This window comes from Polaromonas sp. A23, assembly GCF_002001015.1.
GTDB lineage: Bacteria > Pseudomonadota > Gammaproteobacteria > Burkholderiales > Burkholderiaceae_C > Polaromonas.
This window is the reverse complement of record NZ_MUNO01000047.1, coordinates 1-18,086: the sequence shown is the minus strand read 5'-3', so window position 1 is coordinate 18,086 and position 18,086 is coordinate 1. Positions and strand designations below refer to the sequence as shown.

16 protein-coding genes are annotated in these 18,086 nt (G+C 59.4%); 11 read left to right on the top strand and 5 right to left on the bottom strand.

What is annotated here, in order from left to right:
* Positions 1-44: 44 nt before the first annotated feature.
* The 3 genes from gyrB to dnaA form a co-directional block, all read right to left on the bottom strand.
* Entirely contained in the window at positions 45-2,672 is a 2,628-nt protein-coding gene (gyrB, locus tag B0B52_RS21070; protein ID WP_254425802.1) for a DNA topoisomerase (ATP-hydrolyzing) subunit B, read from the bottom strand.
* Between the two features lie 113 nt (positions 2,673-2,785).
* Entirely contained in the window at positions 2,786-3,892 is a 1,107-nt protein-coding gene (gene dnaN, locus B0B52_RS21065) for a DNA polymerase III subunit beta (protein WP_077595647.1), read from the bottom strand.
* A 270-nt stretch (positions 3,893-4,162) separates the two neighbouring features.
* Positions 4,163-5,557 carry a chromosomal replication initiator protein DnaA gene (gene dnaA, locus B0B52_RS21060; protein WP_077595662.1) on the bottom strand — a complete coding sequence of 465 codons (1,395 nt, stop codon included), beginning with the start codon at positions 5,555-5,557 and terminating at the stop codon, positions 4,163-4,165.
* Positions 5,558-5,984: 427 nt separating this feature from the next.
* Here dnaA and rpmH point away from each other — a divergent pair, with 427 nt between their 5' ends.
* The 7 genes from rpmH to B0B52_RS21025 all read left to right on the top strand — a co-directional run bounded on the left by rpmH (position 5,985) and on the right by B0B52_RS21025 (position 11,874).
* On the top strand, positions 5,985-6,119 hold the full coding sequence (rpmH, locus tag B0B52_RS21055) for a 50S ribosomal protein L34 (protein ID WP_077595646.1): 135 nt from the start codon (positions 5,985-5,987) through the stop codon (positions 6,117-6,119).
* Between the two features lie 49 nt (positions 6,120-6,168).
* Complete coding sequence (locus tag B0B52_RS21050; RefSeq protein WP_077595645.1) at positions 6,169-6,579, top strand: ribonuclease P protein component; 411 nt, start codon at positions 6,169-6,171, stop codon at positions 6,577-6,579.
* 44 nt (positions 6,580-6,623) lie between these two features.
* Positions 6,624-6,929 (top strand): membrane protein insertion efficiency factor YidD, encoded by a 306-nt coding sequence (gene yidD / locus B0B52_RS21045; protein ID WP_077595661.1) that lies wholly within the window; start codon positions 6,624-6,626, stop codon positions 6,927-6,929.
* A complete protein-coding gene (yidC, locus tag B0B52_RS21040) occupies positions 6,926-8,650 on the top strand; it encodes a membrane protein insertase YidC (protein ID WP_077595644.1) in 1,725 nt (574 codons plus the stop codon). Before yidD ends, yidC begins: the two co-directional genes overlap by 4 nt.
* 44 nt (positions 8,651-8,694) lie before the next feature.
* The gene (mnmE, locus tag B0B52_RS21035; protein ID WP_077595643.1) at positions 8,695-10,143 is read left to right on the top strand and encodes a tRNA uridine-5-carboxymethylaminomethyl(34) synthesis GTPase MnmE; all 1,449 of its coding nucleotides are present in this window, start codon (positions 8,695-8,697) and stop codon (positions 10,141-10,143) included.
* A gap of 114 nt (positions 10,144-10,257) precedes the next feature.
* Positions 10,258-10,752, top strand: coding sequence for a Crp/Fnr family transcriptional regulator (locus tag B0B52_RS21030; RefSeq protein WP_077595642.1), 495 nt, complete (start codon positions 10,258-10,260; stop codon positions 10,750-10,752).
* A 237-nt stretch (positions 10,753-10,989) separates the two neighbouring features.
* Positions 10,990-11,874 (top strand): hypothetical protein, encoded by an 885-nt coding sequence (locus B0B52_RS21025; protein WP_077595641.1) that lies wholly within the window; start codon positions 10,990-10,992, stop codon positions 11,872-11,874.
* A 121-nt stretch (positions 11,875-11,995) separates the two neighbouring features.
* Here the strand turns inward: B0B52_RS21025 and B0B52_RS21020 are convergent, their stop codons facing one another.
* Complete coding sequence (locus B0B52_RS21020; protein WP_077595640.1) at positions 11,996-12,562, bottom strand: adenine phosphoribosyltransferase; 567 nt, start codon at positions 12,560-12,562, stop codon at positions 11,996-11,998.
* 116 nt (positions 12,563-12,678) lie between these two features.
* Positions 12,679-14,664 (bottom strand): monovalent cation:proton antiporter-2 (CPA2) family protein, encoded by a 1,986-nt coding sequence (locus B0B52_RS21015; RefSeq protein WP_077595639.1) that lies wholly within the window; start codon positions 14,662-14,664, stop codon positions 12,679-12,681.
* 130 nt (positions 14,665-14,794) lie between these two features.
* Between B0B52_RS21015 and B0B52_RS21010 the strand changes: the two genes are divergently transcribed.
* The 4 genes from B0B52_RS21010 (at position 14,795) to B0B52_RS20995 (ending at position 17,939) form a co-directional block, all read left to right on the top strand.
* The gene (locus tag B0B52_RS21010; RefSeq protein ID WP_077595638.1) at positions 14,795-15,787 is read left to right on the top strand and encodes an SIS domain-containing protein; all 993 of its coding nucleotides are present in this window, start codon (positions 14,795-14,797) and stop codon (positions 15,785-15,787) included.
* An 8-nt stretch (positions 15,788-15,795) separates the two neighbouring features.
* Entirely contained in the window at positions 15,796-16,398 is a 603-nt protein-coding gene (locus B0B52_RS21005) for an HAD family hydrolase (RefSeq protein ID WP_077595637.1), read from the top strand.
* Positions 16,398-17,087, top strand: a complete 690-nt coding sequence (gene lptC, locus B0B52_RS21000; RefSeq protein ID WP_077595636.1) for an LPS export ABC transporter periplasmic protein LptC — start codon at positions 16,398-16,400, stop codon at positions 17,085-17,087. The genes B0B52_RS21005 and lptC overlap by 1 nt, the downstream gene beginning before the upstream one ends.
* 75 nt (positions 17,088-17,162) lie before the next feature.
* On the top strand, positions 17,163-17,939 hold the full coding sequence (locus tag B0B52_RS20995) for an SDR family oxidoreductase (RefSeq protein ID WP_077595635.1): 777 nt from the start codon (positions 17,163-17,165) through the stop codon (positions 17,937-17,939).
* Positions 17,940-18,086 lie beyond the last annotated feature (147 nt).

Below are 18,086 nucleotides of genomic sequence, written 5' to 3'. Positions count from 1 at the left end.
GCATTCAGGCCAGCAAGCGCCTGCTGACCTTCGCCCGCCAACCCTTACACGTCAATATTCGCAGCCCGCAGCGCATTCGTTTCAATGAACTCGCGGCGCGGCTCGACGTCGTCGCCCATCAACATCGTGAACACGTGATCGGCTTCGATCGCGTCGTCAATCTGCACGCGCAGCAGGCGGCGCACGGCGGGATCCATGGTGGTTTCCCACAGCTGGGCCGGGTTCATCTCGCCCAAGCCTTTGTAGCGCTGGCGTGCGGTGGCGGCTTCGGCCTGCACGATGAGCCAGGCCATGGCGTCGCGGAAGGTTTCAACTTTCTCTTCCTTCTGGCGCTCGCCTTCGCCGCGCATGACCTTGGCGCCCTCGCTCATCAGGCCCTTGAAGGTGACAGCGGCTTCCACCAGCGCCAGGTAGTCGGCGCCGTGCACAAAGTCTTGCGTGAGCACGCTGCTTTTCACGTTGCCGTGGTGGCGGCGGCTGATGCGCAGAATGGGTTTGTCGCTGCGGGTGTCAAACTCGCCGGCCACTTCGGCCGTGGGCAGCTGGGCTTGCAGCGCGGAGGCTGAGCGCTCGGCGTCTTCCACGGTGTCCAGGTTCAGGGCCACGCCGTCGGCAATGGCTTTTAGCGCTTCAGCGTCCATGTAGCCGCGCAGGCGGGCAATAACGGACTCTGCCAGCTGGTGCTTGCGCGCCAGTTCGGCCAGCGTGTCACCGGTCAGCAGGGTGCCCTGGCCGGTGGAAGGGTCGGCACCGGTTTGCACCGACGCGTCTTTGAGCGCAATCTTGAGCAGGAAGCTGTCGAGGGCCGGGCCGTCTTTCAGGTACTGTTCTTCCTTGCCCGACTTGACCTTGTACAGCGGTGGCTGCGCAATGTAGATGTGGCCGCGCTCAACCAACTCGGGCATCTGGCGATAGAAGAAGGTCAGCAACAGGGTGCGGATGTGCGCGCCGTCAACGTCGGCGTCGGTCATGATGATGATGCGGTGGTAACGCAGCTTGGCAACGTTGAAGTCGTCATTACCCGTGGTGCCGCCGGCCTTGCCGATGCCGGTGCCCAGGGCGGTGATGAGGGTCAAAATTTCGTTGCTGGTCAGCAGCTTTTCATAACGCGCTTTTTCAACGTTCAAAATCTTGCCACGCAAGGGCAAGATAGCCTGGAACTTGCGGTCACGGCCCTGTTTGGCAGAGCCACCGGCGGAGTCGCCCTCGACGATGTAGATTTCGCACAGCGCCGGGTCTTTTTCCTGGCAGTCGGCCAGCTTGCCGGGCAGGCCCATGCCGTCGAGCACGCCTTTGCGGCGCGTCATGTCGCGCGCCTTGCGGGCGGCTTCACGCGCACGCGCAGCTTCAATGATTTTTCCGACGATGATCTTCGCGTCGTTGGGGCGCTCCTGCAGGTAGTCGGTCAGCAGCTTGCTCACAATGTCTTCAACCGGGCCACGCACCTCGGAGCTGACCAGTTTGTCTTTGGTCTGGCTGGAGAACTTGGGCTCGGGCACCTTGACGCTCAGCACGCAGGTCAGGCCTTCGCGCATGTCGTCGCCGGTCACCTCGACCTTGGCCTTCTTGGCCAATTCGCTGTCGTCGATGTACTTGTTGATCACGCGTGTCATCGCGGCACGCAGGCCGGTCAGGTGGGTACCGCCGTCGCGCTGCGGAATGTTGTTGGTGAAACACAGCACCTGCTCGTTGTAGCCGCTGTTCCATTGCATGGCGACTTCAACACCGATGTTGGTGTTCTGGTCGCTCTGGCGGTCACCCATGGCGTGGAAAACGTTGGGGTGCAGGACTGTCTTGCCCTTGTTGATGAAGTTCACAAAGCCGGTAACGCCGCCAGCACCGGCAAAGTCGTCTTCCTTGCCGCTGCGTTCGTCTTTGAGGCGGATCTTCACGCCGTTGTTCAGGAAGCTCAGCTCGCGCAGGCGCTTGCTCAGAATTTCGTAATGAAAGTCGTTGTTCTGCTGGAAGATGTCGGTGTCGGGCAGAAAGTGCACTTCGGTACCGCGCTTGTCGGTGTCGCCCAGAACGTGCATGGGAGAAACATCCACACCGCCCACTTGCTCAATGATGCGGTTTTGCACAAAGCCCTTGGAAAACTCCATGACATGGACTTTGCCTTCGCGGCGAATCGTCAGGCGCAGCATTTTGGACAGTGCGTTCACGCAGCTCACGCCCACGCCGTGCAGGCCGCCTGAGACCTTGTAGCTGTTCTGGTTGAACTTGCCGCCGGCATGCAGCTCCGTCAGGGCAATTTCAGCCGCCGAGCGTTTGGGCTCGTGCTTGTCGTCCATCTTGATGCCGGTCGGGATGCCGCGGCCGTTGTCGACCACGCTGATGGAGTTGTCCAGGTGGATGGTGACCATGATGTCATCACAATGGCCGGCCAGTGATTCGTCGATGGAGTTGTCGACCACTTCGAACACCAGGTGGTGCAGGCCGGTGCCGTCGGACGTGTCGCCGATGTACATGCCAGGGCGCTTGCGCACGGCCTCCAGGCCTTCCAGGATCTGGATCGAACCCTCGCCATACCCTTCAGACGCGCCGGCCTGGTTGGAGTCGATCTTGGGCTGGAAATTGGAGCTTCCTTCACCGCCTTCACCGGAATGAACACCCTCGATTGGACGGCCTGCTTCGTCAGGAGTGGCTTCGCTGGATTTGTTTTCTTCGGTCATAACTAACTTTTACCTACGGTGAACTACGTTTTCTCAATCTCTTGAATGACCAAACCCGCTTTGGCTAGCGGGTTCGGTAGGGGCGGCGGTTTGTTTTTTTCTGTTTGTACGGCTTAAATCCGCATCGGCATCACGACGTATTTGAAGGCTGCGTCATCTGGAATGGTGAGCAATGCAGAGCTGTTGGAATCGGCCAGCTCGATCTTCACCATGTCCTGGTCCATGTTGGACAGGGCATCGATCAGGTAGGTGACGTTGAAGCCGATTTCGATGGCGTCGCCACCGTAGTCGATGTCGAGCTCGTCGACGGCTTCTTCCTGCTCGGCATTGTTGGAGGCCACGCGCAGAGTGCCGGGCTCGATGTTCAGGCGCACGCCCTTGAACTTCTCGCTGGTCAGAATGGCGGTGCGTTGCAGGCTGGCCAGCAGCGGCACGCGGCCCAGGGTGATGATATTTTTGTGGTTCTTGGGGATCACACGGTTGTAGTCGGGGAACTTGCCCTCAACCAGCTTGGTGACGAACTCCATGCCCTCGAAGCTGAACTTGGCCTGGTTGCCGGCGAATTGCATCTCGATGGCGCCCTCTTTGTCGCTGAGCAGGCGCTGCATTTCGAGCACGGTCTTGCGCGGAAGGATCACTTCCTGGCGTGGCACTTCAACGTCGAGTGTGGCTGACGAAAACGCCAGGCGGTGCCCGTCGGTGGCCACCAGGCTGAGTTGTTTGCCTTCGGCAACGAACAAAATGCCGTTGAGGTAGTAGCGAATGTCATGCACAGCCATGGCAAACGACACCTGGTTCAGCAGCTCTTTCAGCACCTTTTGCGGCACCGAGAAGCTGGGGCCGAAGTTGGCGGCTTCCTGCACCAGCGGAAAGTCTTCAGCCGGCAGGGTTTGCAACGTGAAGCGGCTCTTGCCACCCTTGAGGATCAGCTTGTTCTGCGAAGACTCGAGAGAAACCGTCTGGTCGCTGGGCATGGACCGCAGGATGTCGATGAGCTTGCGTGCGCCCACAGTGGTCGTGAAGTTGCCCGTGTCACCGTCCAGTTCGGCTGTCGTGCGGATCTGGATTTCCAGGTCGCTGGTGGTCAGCTGCAACTGTGCGCCGGTTTTGCGGATCAGCACGTTGGCCAGAATCGGCAGCGTATGCCGGCGTTCAACGATGCCCGCTACCGATTGCAGAACTGCCAAAACTTTATCCTGGGTGGCTTTGAGAACGATCACTGTCTTAACCTCTTATTTCTTTAATTCAAATTAGTAGTAGTAGATAAGGGCAGCACCTGTCTGTGGACAGGTCTATTTTCTTCTTTTTGATCAACTACTTGGCGCTTGTTTAACCTTGTGGTCAGACATCCCTGCAACCCTGCTGTCAGATATGAACAACTTTGGCTAATCCAGCTTCGCTGTGGATAAGTCATTAGTTGTTCAAAACTTGTCCCCATGGTTGTCAGGCAGGCCTGGAACCGGGAAACAGTAGCCGAGTGATGGATCATCTCAGCCTTTCAGGGTTTGTTCCAGCACATGCAGCTGCTGGTTGAGTTCGGTCATTTGCTGGCGCTCGGCAGACATTTTGCGCACCGCGTGCAGCACGGTGGTGTGGTCGCGGCCACCGAAGAGCTCGCCGATCTCCGGCAGGCTCTTTTGCGTCAGCTCTTTGGCCAGGTACATGGCAATCTGGCGCGGCCGGGCAATGCTGGCGGGCCGCTTCTTGGAGTACATGTCGGCGACCTTGATCTTGTAATAGTCGGCCACCGTCTTCTGGATGTTCTCGACCGAGATCTGCCGGTTCTGGATGGACAGCAGGTCGCGCAGGGCCTCGCGGGCCAGCTGGATGGAGATTTCCTTGAGGTTAAAGCGCGAGTAAGCCAGGATCTTGCGCAGCGCGCCTTCCAGCTCGCGCACGTTGGAGCGCACGTTCTTGGCCACAAAGAAAGCCACCTCTTCCGGCATGACTGTGCCTTCAGCCTCGGCCTTGCGGATCAGGATGGCTACGCGCATTTCAAGCTCGGGCGGCTCGATGGCCACCGTGAGGCCGGAATCAAAGCGCGAGATCAGCCGCTCGTGAATGTCCGTCAGACCCTTGGGATAGGTGTCGCTGGTCATTACGATGTGCGACTTTTTGGTCAGCAGTGCTTCAAAGGCATTGAAGAACTCTTCCTGGGTGCGGTCTTTGTTGGCCAGGAATTGCACGTCATCTATAAGAAGGAGATCCAGCGAGTGGTAGCGCTCCTTGAACTCGTCAAAAGTCTTGCGCTGATAGGCTTTAACCACATCTGAAACAAATTGTTCGGCGTGGATGTAGAGAACTTTGGCGGCGGCGTTGTCCGCCAGCAGCTTGTTGCCGATGGCGTGCATCAAATGGGTCTTGCCCAAACCGACGCCGCCGTAAATAAACAAGGGGTTGTAAAGCTGTCCCAGACTGCTGGAAACATGCAGGGCTGCGGCGCGGCCCATGCGGTTGGCCGTGCCTTCAATCAAGGTGTCGAAAGTCAGCGCGGTGTTGAGTCGACTCTTGAAAGGAGCGCCGGCCACGTCTTCTGCAACGCCCAGACCAGCCGGCTCGGTGATACCCGTACCTTCAAAACTACGGGTAAGCGGTGCAGATCGGCTGCCGGGCTCGCGCTGAGCGAGCGCTAACTCCAGGTGAACGGACTGGCCTGAAACTTTTTCCAGAAGGGCTGAAATACGGCCAGCATACTGCGCGCGAATCCAGTCCAATTTGAAGCGATTGGCGACCTGAATGGTGACTTTGGAGAGGTCGACAGCGACCTCGGCGACCAACGGACGGATCCAGGTATTGAACTGCTGTTCAGGCAATTCCTGGGCAAGGTGGTCGACGCAGCTTTGCCACAAGTCATGGCTGGAACTGGGAACGGTTGCCTCACGCATGGTGTCTGTGGGCTGGATGGACGCAGTGGCCAGCATGCTTTTGCTTGTGGATATTTTTAATTTTTGGCACCCGGTATTGTAGTCGTGCGACGTAGTTATCCACAAAAGATTGCACCCGGGTTTTAACCTAGATGCGGGTCGCCTGGGTCAGGCGGTTCCTGCCTCTGTACAGCTATCAGGCAATCTCAGCCTTTACGGCCAGTGCGGCGCCTAACTTGTTGCCAGTGTTGGGAAATCTGCGATAATCATGGGTTTCCCTGATTCATAGCGGGTTGGCTTGCTGGTTTGGCGCTTGTTTAAAGCGCTTTTCATATCAAGCTTTTTCGCTGACTTGCAGAGTTGGCTGTGTTGTACAGCTGCCAGGATCGCGAATCGCAAAACTTGAAGTTTTGCAGAAGGGAAGCTTTTTGTAGCTTGTAGGACCATCATGAAACGCACATACCAACCTTCCAAAGTCAAGCGCGCCCGTACGCACGGCTTTCTGTCCCGCATGAAAACACGTGGCGGCCGCGCAGTTATTGCAGCGCGTCGCGCCAAAGGCCGCAAGCGCCTGGCTGTTTAATAAGCCCCGGGTTCAGCAGGCCACTTGCCAGCGCGGACGTTCAGCGCCAGTGCAACGGCTTCAAACCCGACCCCAGTTCCAGGCAGTCCTTGCCGGCGCCATTGTTGCAAGAACAACGCATTTCGCATTGCACCGCAATGCGCTTGATGCCATGAACGCGCAAACCCTTCCCGCCAAGACACATGACACGCCGGACCTGTTCCCCGTGCAAGATGTCTGGGTCGGGGCGATGGTGCCTAAACGCTGGGCCAAACGTGCCGTCACGCGCAACGCCATCAAAAGACAGATCTATACCGTGAGCGCCGATTTCTCGCCTCGCCTGTCCTCCACTGCGTGGGTGGTGCGCTTGCGCCGGGACTTTTCGCGCAAGGAATTTTCCAGCGCCAGCTCCGAGGCCCTCAAGCAGGCCGTTCGCAGTGAAGTGCAGGCCCTGATGCAGGCTGGAGCCCAGGCCGCATGAACGCGTTCTCTATGCTGCGCCGCCTGGCGGTGAAGGTCAGCCGCCTGCCCCAAAAAACATTGGTGGCCCTGGTCAAGGGCTACCGCTTGCTGCTTAGCCCCTGGCTGGGCTCTTCCTGCCGTTTTGAGCCCACCTGTTCCGCCTATTCGCTGCAAGCCCTGCAGCAGCATGGTGCAACCAAAGGCAGCTACCTCACACTTTACCGTCTGGCACGTTGCCATCCGTGGTGCCACGGTGGTTTTGACCCTGTGCCATCTTCGGCGCCGCGGTCGTCGGCTGGCCGGTTTTCCCTCTTCACCCATCTGGTCACTCCCGTGACTTCGAATTCCTCTAAAAAGAAGCCGTCATGAACGACATACGCCGCACCATCCTGTGGGTGATTTTTGGTTTTTCCATGGTCCTGCTGTGGGATCAGTGGCGGATTGCCAATGGCAAGAAGGCGACCTTCTTTCCCTCGCCAGCACCTGCGGTAAGCACGGCGACGCCAGCCGTCAAGCCTGCGGACTCCGCATCAGTGCCGACAGGCCAACCTGGCAGCAATGCCGTGCCCGCGCCGGCTTCGGGCGCCGTTGCGACCGCGCCAGGCGCGTTGCCCGCCACGACTCCTTCGGCAACCAAGGAACGCCTGGTGGTTACTACCGATGTTCTAAGCCTGACTTTTGATACCGAGGGCGGCACGGTGGTGCATTCCTCATTTCTCAAGCACAAGGACATGACGGAGAAGGACACCGGCTTTGTGCTCCTCGATCAAAGCGCGGCGCGCGTGTATGTTGCGCAGTCGGGACTGATTGCCGGCGCTCAGGGTGGCAGTTTCCCGACCCACAAGACGCTGATGACCGCCGTCCCCGGCGATCGCACGCTGAAGGAAGGCCAGGACAGTCTGGAAGTGAAGTTTGAATCGCCGGATGTCGGCGGCGTCAAGCTGGTCAAGACCTACACCATCAAGCGCGGTGCTTACGACATCGCCGTGCGCCACGACGTGGTCAATACCGGTAGCAGCGCGGTGTCGCCTCAGCTGTATCTGCAGCTCGTACGTGACGGCAACAAGCCGCCTGGTGAATCCTCTTTTTACTCGACCTTCACCGGCCCGGCCCTGTACACCGAAGCCAAAAAATACCAGAAGGTTGAATTCAGCGACATCGAGAAAAACAAGGTCGATGTCGAGAAACAGGCAAGCAACGGCTATGTGGCCATGGTGCAGCACTATTTCGCGTCGGCCTGGATGCTCGGCGATGGCGTCCAGCGCGATATCTTCCTGCGCAAGGTGGACACCAACCTTTATTCGGTGGGCATGATCACCTCGCTGGACACCATTGCACCCGGCACAACCAAATCGATGGACGCGAAGTTGTTCGTAGGGCCTCAAGTTGAAAAACAGCTGGAAGCCATCGCTCCTGGATTGGAGCTGGTCAAGGACTATGGTTGGCTGACCATCCTGGCCAAGCCGCTGTACTGGTTGCTCGACAAGCTGCACGGCTTTCTGCAGAACTGGGGTTGGTCCATTGTGGCGCTGGTGTTGCTGTTGAAAATAGCTTTCTACTGGCTCAATGCCAAGGCCTATGCCAGCATGGCGAAGATGAAGGCGGTCAATCCAAAGATCATGGAAATGCGCGAGCGGCTCAAAGACAAGCCGCAGGAAATGCAGGTGGCCATGATGAAGATCTACAAGGAAGAAAAGGTCAACCCGATGGGCGGCTGCTTCCCCATCATGATCCAGATTCCGGTGTTCATTGCGCTGTATTGGGTGTTGCTCAGCTCGGTTGAAATGCGCAACGCACCCTGGATTCTCTGGATCAAGGATCTGTCCTCGCCTGACCCCTATTTCCTCCTGCCCATCATCATGACCTTGACGACGATGCTGCAGACGGCGCTGAATCCGACACCGCCTGATCCGATGCAGGCCAAATTGATGTGGTTCATGCCGCTGATTTTCAGTGTGATGTTCTTCTTCTTCCCGGCCGGCCTGGTGCTCTACTGGATTACCAATAACATCCTGTCGATCGCGCAGCAGTGGGTGATCAACACGCGCATGGGCGTACCGCCGCAATTCAATTTGCCGAAATTCAAGTAAAACAAAAAAAGGGCCGCTTCGCGGCCCTTTAACATGGTGCCTTCATGCTGGCCCGTCACCACGCCCCCATCGTTGCTATCGCCACCGCGCCAGGCCGTGGCGCCGTGGGCATCGTTCGCGTTTCGGGCAAGATCATCGCCCCGTTGGTTGAAGCTTTGTGCGGACGCGCTCTGACGCCTCGCCAGGCGAGCTACCTTCCTTTTCAGGATGCAGCAGGCCTGGCGATTGACCAGGGCCTGGCGATTTTTTTTCCGGCGCCACACTCCTACACCGGCGAAGACGTCCTGGAGCTGCAGGCCCACGGCGGGCCGGTGGTGCTTCAACTGCTCTTGGCGCGTTGTCTTGAGGCCGCCGCGGAAAGCCGTGCAACCGATGGCCAGCCGCGCCTGGCCGGCTTGCGTCTGGCCCAGCCCGGCGAGTTTACTGAGCGGGCATTCCTGAATGACAAGATTGATCTTGCGCAGGCTGAAGCCATTGCAGACCTGATTGACGCCAGCACAGCCACCGCGGCCCGCTCCGCCGCGCGATCGCTTTCGGGAGAATTTTCCAGGGAAATTCATGCGCTGCTTGACCAGCTGGTGCACCTTCGCATGCTGGTGGAAGCGACACTGGACTTTCCCGAGGAAGACATCGATTTTCTGCAAAAGGCAGATGCACAGGGCCAGCTGACACGGTTGCAGCAGACGTTGGCCGCGGTGCTGCAACGTGCGCGGCAGGGGGCGATTTTGCGCGAGGGTATCAAGGTGGTCATCGCCGGGCAGCCCAATGCAGGCAAGAGCTCGCTGCTCAATTCCCTGGCCGGTGCCGAGCTGGCTATCGTCACGCCGGTAGCGGGCACCACGCGCGACAAGGTCAGTGAGTTGATCCAGATCGAGGGTGTACCGCTGCATGTGGTGGATACCGCCGGGCTGCGCGACAGCCTGCTGCCAGAAGTGGATGAGGTGGAGAAAATTGGCATTGCGCGCGCGTGGACCGAAATCCAGAGTGCGGACGCGGTGTTGTTTCTGCACGATCTGACTCGGCAGCAAACCCCCGAAGATCTGCGGATTGCCATGAACTACATCGCCGCGGATGCCGCGATTGCAGAAGACATTGCCCGCAAGCTTCCGGCGAACATACCTGTCATCGATGTCTGGAACAAGTCCGACGCGGCTTCTGCGGAGGTGCTGGCCGCAGTTTCTTCAGGCGTTCTCATCTCTGCCAAAACGGGTGCTGGCCTGGAGCAGCTGCGTCACCAGTTGCTGGCGCTCGTGGGTTGGCAGGCTGCGCCCGAGGGCTTGTTCATGGCCCGGGAGCGTCATGTACGCGCTTTGCGCCAGGTAGATGCGCAGCTGCGGAGAGCCGCTGCGCAAATCGGGGCACCGATGCCTGCCCTGGATCTTCTGGCGGAAGACTTGCGGCAAGCCCAAAATGCCTTGAGTGAAATCACTGGGCAATTTACGCCCGATGACCTGCTTGGCGAGATCTTCTCGAAGTTCTGCATCGGTAAGTAGCACGCTAACCAAGCCAGGGGTGCTGATTACAAGTAGGCCCTTTGTTGTATCAGGTGTAAACGGGCGTTAAAGCCCCTTGCTGCTGAGTCGGGCTGGAGGGTATCTTCAATCTCCATGAATGCTCCTCTCCCGCCGACTTCCGTGCGCTTTGACATCCGGGGTCTGATCAACGCCATTGCCCATAGCCATGCCAGTGATGCCCTGCGTTGCCAGTTCACGACGGATCAGTGGGACGTGCTGGCGAGCTACATGCAACCTTTTGTTTTGCAACATGGCCAGTCCCTCATCGAAAAAGGCGCTGTAGACCAGACGCTGTACTTCATTGAGAGCGGCACATTGAGCGTGCATTACCAGGATGAGAAGGGCCGTGTCCGGCTGGCCATGGTTGCGGCCGGTTCGGTCGTGGGTGAAGGTGCATTCTTTGCACGCCAGCCGCGCAATGCAACGGTACAAGCTTCAAATGCCTGCAAGCTCTGGTGCCTGACGGCCCTGCGCTTCAAGGAACTCGGAAATCGGCACAGCCCGATCGCACTTGAATTGACGATGGCTTTGGGCGGTGTGTTGGCCAAGCGCTTGTATAACCGGCCCAAGCGGGTGGCGGTGACTTGAGTTGATGCATCCTCAGTGGTGACAGGACAACAAAATCGCAAAAAAACAAGGACGCAGACTTCAGATTCAGGCCGGCATAACGTGATTTATTGCAGCGATCTGCGCAGCAAATTTCCGGCAACGCATCGGATCCGGCGGTCATCGATTTTTTGGGCAGGAGGACTCAGTAAACTTGGGTAAAGAATTTGCATATCCCGATTGCTGCGCAGGCGGCTTTCGCTTACCGGGCGTTCATTGATGTCACTTTTTAACTGGTTCTCAGGAAAATCCCACGACGAGGCGATCCTCGTTGAGGGTCAGCGCGATCACGACAGCTCGGGCCTGACGCGCGACGAGCGCACGCGTCCGGTAGCGGGTGCGAGAACCAAGACTTCGGTGCCTGCGCCATTGAAGGCCACGGTAGAGCAGAGCAGCGGGCAGAAAACCCAGAGGCATGCCAAGAGGGAGCTGTTGTACGCCGCTGTGCGCGAGGCCATGATCCGCGCCGGTGTCCTGTCGGCCAGCTATAAATTCAAGGTGCTCTCACTGGATCCGCGTGGCGATCAGTTCATGGTCATGATGGATCTCGCACAGGAATTCGGCGGGCAGACGGAGCGTCTGGCAGAGATTGAGGTCCTGATTGCCCAGAGCGCCAAGGCGCGCTACAACATCAGGGTGACGGCTGTGTACTGGCGCATGAACGAGCTGGTGTCCGTTGGACGCCCCAACGTTCAGACCCAGGCGGTCAGTCAACCTCATGCGGCAGAAGCTGCAACTGCAGTAGCGCCAGTGCTGCCGGTCCCAGTGGCAGTGGCTGTGGCCGCGTCTGAACCATTCATCAAGACGGTCGTAATGGCTGCCCCGGTGGAGGCGCTTGCTGCAGAACCAGAACCCGTCGTGGCGAAGCCAACTCCCCTGCCAAAGCGTTATGAGCCCATCGAGGATGACGAAGTAGCGGCCTTCAAGCAGGCGCTGGTCGCGGCTTCGGCTGGCGGCTCGCCCATGAAACCGGAAAAAAGCGAGCCAAGGCGCAGCCGTGACCGCTCCTACACCCTGCTCACGGGGTTTGAGGATACCGAGATGCCCGAAACACCTGTTTCCGTGCCTGCGCTGAGCGCCACACAATACGGCGACCTGATCTAGCCCAGTGCCGCGCGCTGGGCCTTGTGGCTCTCCGCGGTTCAAAGTTGGAGGGATATTGGTCGTTAGCCCTTGTGGTTTAACACAAACACGCTATCAAATGGATAGCGTGCAACCGTGCTACTCAATGGCCAGCAAAATCCACCAGGGTAAACAGCGGCAAGCCAGCCGCCCGTAATTTGTCGGAACCACCCAGCTCGGGCAGATCCACAATGGCCGCACCCTCCATCACGCTGGCGCCCAGTTTTTCGAGCAGCTTTTTGCCGGCCATCATGGTGCCGCCAGTGGCAATCAAGTCGTCGATCAGCAGCACCCGGTCGCCGGATTTGACGGCATCGGTGTGCAACTCGACCGTGGCGCTACCGTATTCAAGCTCGTAGGTTTCCTGCACGGTTGTGAAGGGCAACTTGCCCTTTTTACGGATGGGCACAAAACCGATGTTCAGCTCGTACGCAACCACGGCCCCGAGGATGAATCCGCGGGCATCGAGACCAGCCACTACGTCGGGTCGCAATGCGGGATCCATGTAACGGTGCACAAAGGCGTCGATCAGTACACGGAACACCTTGGGGTCTTGCAGCAGCGGCGTGATGTCGCGAAACTGCACCCCGGGCACCGGCCAGTCAGGCACCGTGCGTATGTGGTCGCGAAGATAGGGACCGTAGTTGAAGGCGTCGGTGGTATGGGACATGGCTCAAGCGTGAGTGTTGCGGGTGTCCGGCTCGCCTTCGGAGCGCGCAGCTGCCATCCACGGGGCGGCAAGAAGCGCACTTGTAGACATGCGTCGGTGGATGCGATCAGACATGGTCAGCCCCTCAAAAGCTTTTGTTCAGCCAGCGCCAGGGCTTCAGACTTGCCGGACAGTACCAGCGTGTCGCCGCCCTGAAGCCGGGTGTCATCCTGCGCTTCCAGTGCTTTGCCACTGCCGCGTCGCAGGCTGACGACACGCACGCCGGCTGCGTGCAGGGCAAACTCGCCAAGCGGTTTGCCGACCGTTCGGATCCCCAGCGGCAACGTAACGGTTGAAAGTCGCTCCTGATCCACGTCCCCCGAAGTGTCGTCATCGGCACCGCGGAAATAGCCGCGCAGCAGGTTGTAGCGCGCATCCCGCTGATCCTGCACCACGCGGATAACCCGTCGCATGGGAACACCCACCAGTGCCAGGGCGTGGCTGGCCAGCATCAGGCTGGCCTCGATGGCCTCGGGAACGACTTCGGTGGCGCCAGCGGCCTGCAGTTTTTCCAGATCGCGGTCATCCACGGTGCGCACAATCACCGGCACGGTGGGCGCATGGGCGCGGATGTTGGCCAATACCTTGAGCGCACTTGCGGTGTCCAGGTAAGTCACCACCACGGCGCTGGCGCGCGCCAGGCCCGCGGCCATCAAGGACTGCAGCCGCACCGCATCACCGAACACCACCGAGTCGCCCGCGGCAGCGGCCTGGCGCACTCGGTCGGGGTCCAGGTCCAGCGCTATGTAGGGAATACCTTCGCTTTCAAGCATGTGGCCCAGGTTCTGGCCGCAACGGCCATACCCGCACACGATCACATGCCGGTCGGTGTTGATGGACTTGCGTGCAATGGTGGTCATTTGCAGCGACTGCTGCAGCCATTCACTGGAAACCAGCTTCATGACAATGCGGTTGCTGTACATGATGATGAAAGGCGTGGCCAGCATGGACAGCACCATGCTGGCCAGGATGGGGTTGAGTAGCGCGGTCGGAATGAGCTTGTTGTCCTGTGCCAGCGTCAACAGCACAAAACCGAATTCACCGGCCTGGGCCAGGTACAAGCCGGTGCGCAGCGAAACGCCGGTGGTCCCCCCAAGGCTACGGGCCAGCGCCGTAATCATGACCAGCTTGAACAGCACAGGCCCCGTGAGCAGCAACAGCACCAGCGGCCAGTGCTCCGCAACCTCCCGCCAGTCGAGCATCATGCCGATGCTGATGAAAAACAGGCCCAGAAGCACGTCGTGGAAGGGACGGATGTCGGTTTCAACCTGGTGCTTGTATTCAGTCTCGGAAATCAGCATGCCCGCAATAAAGGCGCCCAGCGCCAGGCTCAGTCCGGCGAGTTCGGTCAGCCAGGCCAGTGCCAGGGTGACCAGCAGCAGGTTCAGCACAAACAGTTCTTCGCTTTTTCGCCTGGCCACCAAAGTGAGCCACCAGCGCATGACGCGCTGGCCGCCGGTCAGCAGCAGGCCGACCAGCACCGTTGCCTTGAGCCCGGCGATGGCCAGCGCCATCAGCAGCTTGTCGGGTGAAGTGCCCAGTGCGGGAATCAGCACCAGCAGCGGCACCACGGCCAGATCCTGGAACAGCAGCACGCCCATCACGCGCTTGCCGTGTTCGGACTCCAGCTCCAGCCGCTCGGACAGGAGTTTGACCACCACGGCCGTGCTGCTCATGGCGATGGCGCCGGAAAGTGCCAGGGCCGTTTGCCAAGGCATCGCCCACAAAGTGGGTGCCATGGCCGCAAGAAAGAGCGATCCGACAGTGACCAGCACAATCGTGGCCGCCACCTGAAGCAGGCCCAGACCGAAAACATGGCGCCGCATGGAGCGCAACTTGGGCAGGTTGAACTCCAGCCCGATCACAAACATCAGAAAGACGACGCCAAACTCACCCAGATGGCGGATCCCGTCCGAATTTTTTGCCAGTGCCAGCGCATTGGGGCCAATCACCACGCCAACGGCCAGGTAGCCCAGCATGGGCGGCAATTTGAGGGAACGGCATGCCACCACACCCAGCACAGCAGCCAGCAAGTACAGCAGTGTGAGTTCAAGCGCGGTCATGCTTCGATGGTATCTGATGGGTTTGTCGTTATTTACCCTGCACGGCAACTTCACCATGTTGCACTGCAGCGTGCAGGATTCGGGCCCGCCGTTCTGTCCCCATCGCCGGGCGGCTCTATAGAATGCGGGCATGAGCTTTGAACCTGCGAAATTCGACGCCGCGCAAGCGCTGGCGCTGGCCCACAAGACCCTTGAAATCGAAGCTGCAGCAGTGCTCGGGCTGAAAGGCCGGATCGGCCCCGAATTCGCTCAAGCAGTGCGGGCCATGCTGGCCTGCCAAGGGCGGGTCGTGGTGATGGGAATGGGGAAAAGCGGGCACATCGGACGAAAAATCACTGCCACCCTGGCCTCTACCGGCACCCCCGCCATGTTTGTGCATCCCGCCGAGGCCAGTCATGGTGACCTTGGCATGGTCTCCCAGGGTGACGTTGTGCTGGCAATCTCCAATTCCGGCGAAGTCGAGGAGTTGGCCGTCATCCTGCCAGCCCTCAAGCGGATCGGCGTGACGCTGGTGGCCATGACCGGGCGAGCTGGATCGACGCTGGCGAAACACGCGGATGTTGTTCTGAACAGCGCTGTGGACGCGGAGGCTTGCCCGCTCAATCTGGCACCGACGGCCAGTACCACGGCGCAACTGGCGCTGGGTGATGCGCTGGCGGTGGCGCTGCTGGATGCCCGCGGTTTCCGCGAGGAAGACTTTGCCCGTTCTCACCCGGGCGGCGCACTGGGGCGAAAGTTGCTGACGCACGTAGACGATGTCATGCGCACAGGGGCCGCAGTGCCGGCAGTGGGCCTGCAAGCCGGTTTTAGCGATCTGATGCGCGAGATGAGCAACAAAGGCCTGGGTGCTTCCGCCATCGTTGACGATGCCGGGCAGGTGCGGGGCATTTTTACGGACGGGGACTTGCGCCGGCTGATCGAAAAAGGTGTGGACTTGCGCACCAGCAAAGCGGTTGACCTCATGCATCCGGAACCGCGCACCCTGCGCGCGGGTGCGTTGGCGGTGGAGGCCGTGGCATTGATGGAGCAATACCGCATCACCAGCGTACTGGTGGTGGACCATGCCGGTGTCTTGTGCGGTGCACTCAACAGCAACGACTTGCTGCGCGCCAAAGTTATTTGAAGCCGTTGATGAATCCCCATTTACCTGCCTTGAATTTCACACCTCAGCTGCTGCTGCTTGCGCAGCCGGTGAAAGTGGCTTTTTTTGACGTCGACGGTGTGCTTACCGATGGCGGCCTCTATTTCGGGGAATACCCGGAAGGTGACCCTCGCGCTACACCGCAGGCCGGGTTCAATGCCGGTGGCGAAACGCTTAAACGGTTCAATTCGCTTGATGGCCACGGCCTGAAACTGCTGCAGCGCGCCGGCATTACGCCGGCGGTGATCACTGGGCGTGACAGTGCCGTGTTGCGCACCCGCTTGCAGGCCCTGGGTGTGGCGCATGCTCATTTCGGCACCGAAGACAAGCGGCCAGCGGCCGAGCTCACGCTCAAGACCCTGGGGCTGGATTGGTCGCAGGCGGCCTTCATGGGTGACGACTGGCCCGATTTACCGGTGATGCGCCGCGTGGCCTTCAGCTGCGCACCGGCAAATGCGCATTCGGAGGTCAAAGCGCTTGCCAGCTACGTGACCCAGGCCCGGGGCGGCGATGGTGCAGCGCGTGAGCTTTGTGATTTGTTGATGGTGGCCAGCGGCCGTTATGCCGACCTGCTGCAGGAGTACACGCGCTGATGGCAGCCAGCTCCTCTCTGGATACTGCCACGGTTGCTGTTCCTGGCTGGCGCGTGGCGCTGGACAGGGCCTCGGTGTTTTGGGAGCGCACCATCATTTATATTCCGGTGCTGCTGATGGGGCTCCTTGCCTTGGGTACGTACTGGCTGGTGAGAAACACGCCGGTTTCGTTGGCACCCGAAGGCCAGCGGGCTGTCAGCGCCGAGCCGGATTACTACATGCGCAAATTCGGCATCAAGACATTTGACGATGCCGGGCAACTTAAGAGCGATGTTTCCGGCGCAGAGCTGCGGCACTATCCCGATACCGATACGCTGGAAATTGATCAGGCGCTGATTCGCAGCTATAGCCTCGAAGGCCGGTTGACAACCTCCACAGGAGACCGTGCCCTGACCAACGCCGACGGTTCGGAAGTCCAACTCATCGGCAATGCACGGGTGGTGCGGGAAGCTGCGGTGGACGCAGCGGGTGGAGAAACGCCACGACTCGAATTTCGCGGCGAGTTTTTGCACGTGTTTGTGAATGATGAGCGCGTCAAGTCGCATTTGCCGGTTGTGATCACTCGTGGCAGCGACCAGTTTGCCGGCGATGACTTTGCTTACAACAACCTTGATCGTGTGGCGGACCTGAAAGGCCGGGTAAAAGGTTTGCTGGTCCCGCGCAAGGCTACAGGCGCTGCAGCGCCCTGACTTTCGCACCCTGCTCTCGTTCTGTTCCGCGAACCCGCCTTCAAAAAAGGCAACGTCAACCAGCTGGAGTCTTTCGTGTCAAAACTCGTTTTTATCACCGGGGCTTCGAGTGGTATTGGCCAGGCACTGGCCTTGCGATTTTTTCAGGCAGGTTATCGGCTGGCACTTGCGGCCCGGCGTACCGAAGAGGTCCAGTCCTGGGCTTTGGCGCAGGGGATAGGCGCAGACAGCTATAAAATCTATAGCGCCGATGTTTCCGACAGCGACAGCATCGTGGCTGCCGGGCTGGCCTGCATCGCGGCTCAAGGTGTCCCGGACGTGGTGATTGCAAATGCCGGTGTCAGCATCGGTATGGACACGGCTGTACGTGAAGACCTGGATGTGATGGCCCGGACTTTTGCCACCAATAACATCGGTCTCGCGGCAACTTTTCACCCGTTTATCACGGCCATGGTGCAGCGCGGTTCGGGTGTACTGGTCGGCATCGGGAGTGTGGCAGGCATACGCGGCCTGCCAGGTCACGGCGCCTATTGCGCCAGCAAGGCGGCTGTGATCAGCTACTGCGAAAGCTTGCGAGGAGAGTTGCGGCCGTCGGGCGTGAAGGTGGTGACCTTGTGTCCCGGTTATATCGACACGCCGCTGACCCAGAAAAACCGCTATGCCATGCCATTTCTGATGCAGCCTGGCGCGTTTGCGGACAAGGCTTTTGTGGCGATTGAGGAGGGCGTCGGCTATCGCGTGATCCCCTGGCAAATGGGTGTTGTCGCCAAGCTGCTTCGCTTGCTGCCCAACCCGATTTTTGACAAGACCCTGGCAGGTCGGCCACGCAAGCATCGGCAAGACACGCTTTAGCCGGGAACTATAAAAACAATAGCAGCAAAAGCCCGGTGGACAAGGGCAGAAAAGCAAAAAGGCTTCAAAACCGAAGTCTTGAAGCCTTTTAAGCTGTCTTCAGCCAAAGGGCTGAAGGGTTGGAGTCAGGGCTTAGTAGCCGCCGCG

Coding starts and splice junctions, on each gene's coding strand:
- B0B52_RS21030 (WP_077595642.1), top strand. CDS start 10,258: ATGAATGCTCCTCTCCCGCCGACTTCCGTGCGCTTTGACATCCGGGGT.
- B0B52_RS21015 (WP_077595639.1), bottom strand. CDS start 14,664: ATGACCGCGCTTGAACTCACACTGCTGTACTTGCTGGCTGCTGTGCTG.
- dnaA (WP_077595662.1), bottom strand. CDS start 5,557: ATGCGTGAGGCAACCGTTCCCAGTTCCAGCCATGACTTGTGGCAAAGC.
- B0B52_RS21005 (WP_077595637.1), top strand. CDS start 15,796: ATGAATCCCCATTTACCTGCCTTGAATTTCACACCTCAGCTGCTGCTG.
- B0B52_RS21010 (WP_077595638.1), top strand. CDS start 14,795: ATGAGCTTTGAACCTGCGAAATTCGACGCCGCGCAAGCGCTGGCGCTG.
- gyrB (WP_254425802.1), bottom strand. CDS start 2,672: ATGACCGAAGAAAACAAATCCAGCGAAGCCACTCCTGACGAAGCAGGC.
- mnmE (WP_077595643.1), top strand. CDS start 8,695: ATGCTGGCCCGTCACCACGCCCCCATCGTTGCTATCGCCACCGCGCCA.
- rpmH (WP_077595646.1), top strand. CDS start 5,985: ATGAAACGCACATACCAACCTTCCAAAGTCAAGCGCGCCCGTACGCAC.
- yidC (WP_077595644.1), top strand. CDS start 6,926: ATGAACGACATACGCCGCACCATCCTGTGGGTGATTTTTGGTTTTTCC.
- B0B52_RS21020 (WP_077595640.1), bottom strand. CDS start 12,562: ATGTCCCATACCACCGACGCCTTCAACTACGGTCCCTATCTTCGCGAC.
- lptC (WP_077595636.1), top strand. CDS start 16,398: ATGGCAGCCAGCTCCTCTCTGGATACTGCCACGGTTGCTGTTCCTGGC.
- B0B52_RS21025 (WP_077595641.1), top strand. CDS start 10,990: ATGTCACTTTTTAACTGGTTCTCAGGAAAATCCCACGACGAGGCGATC.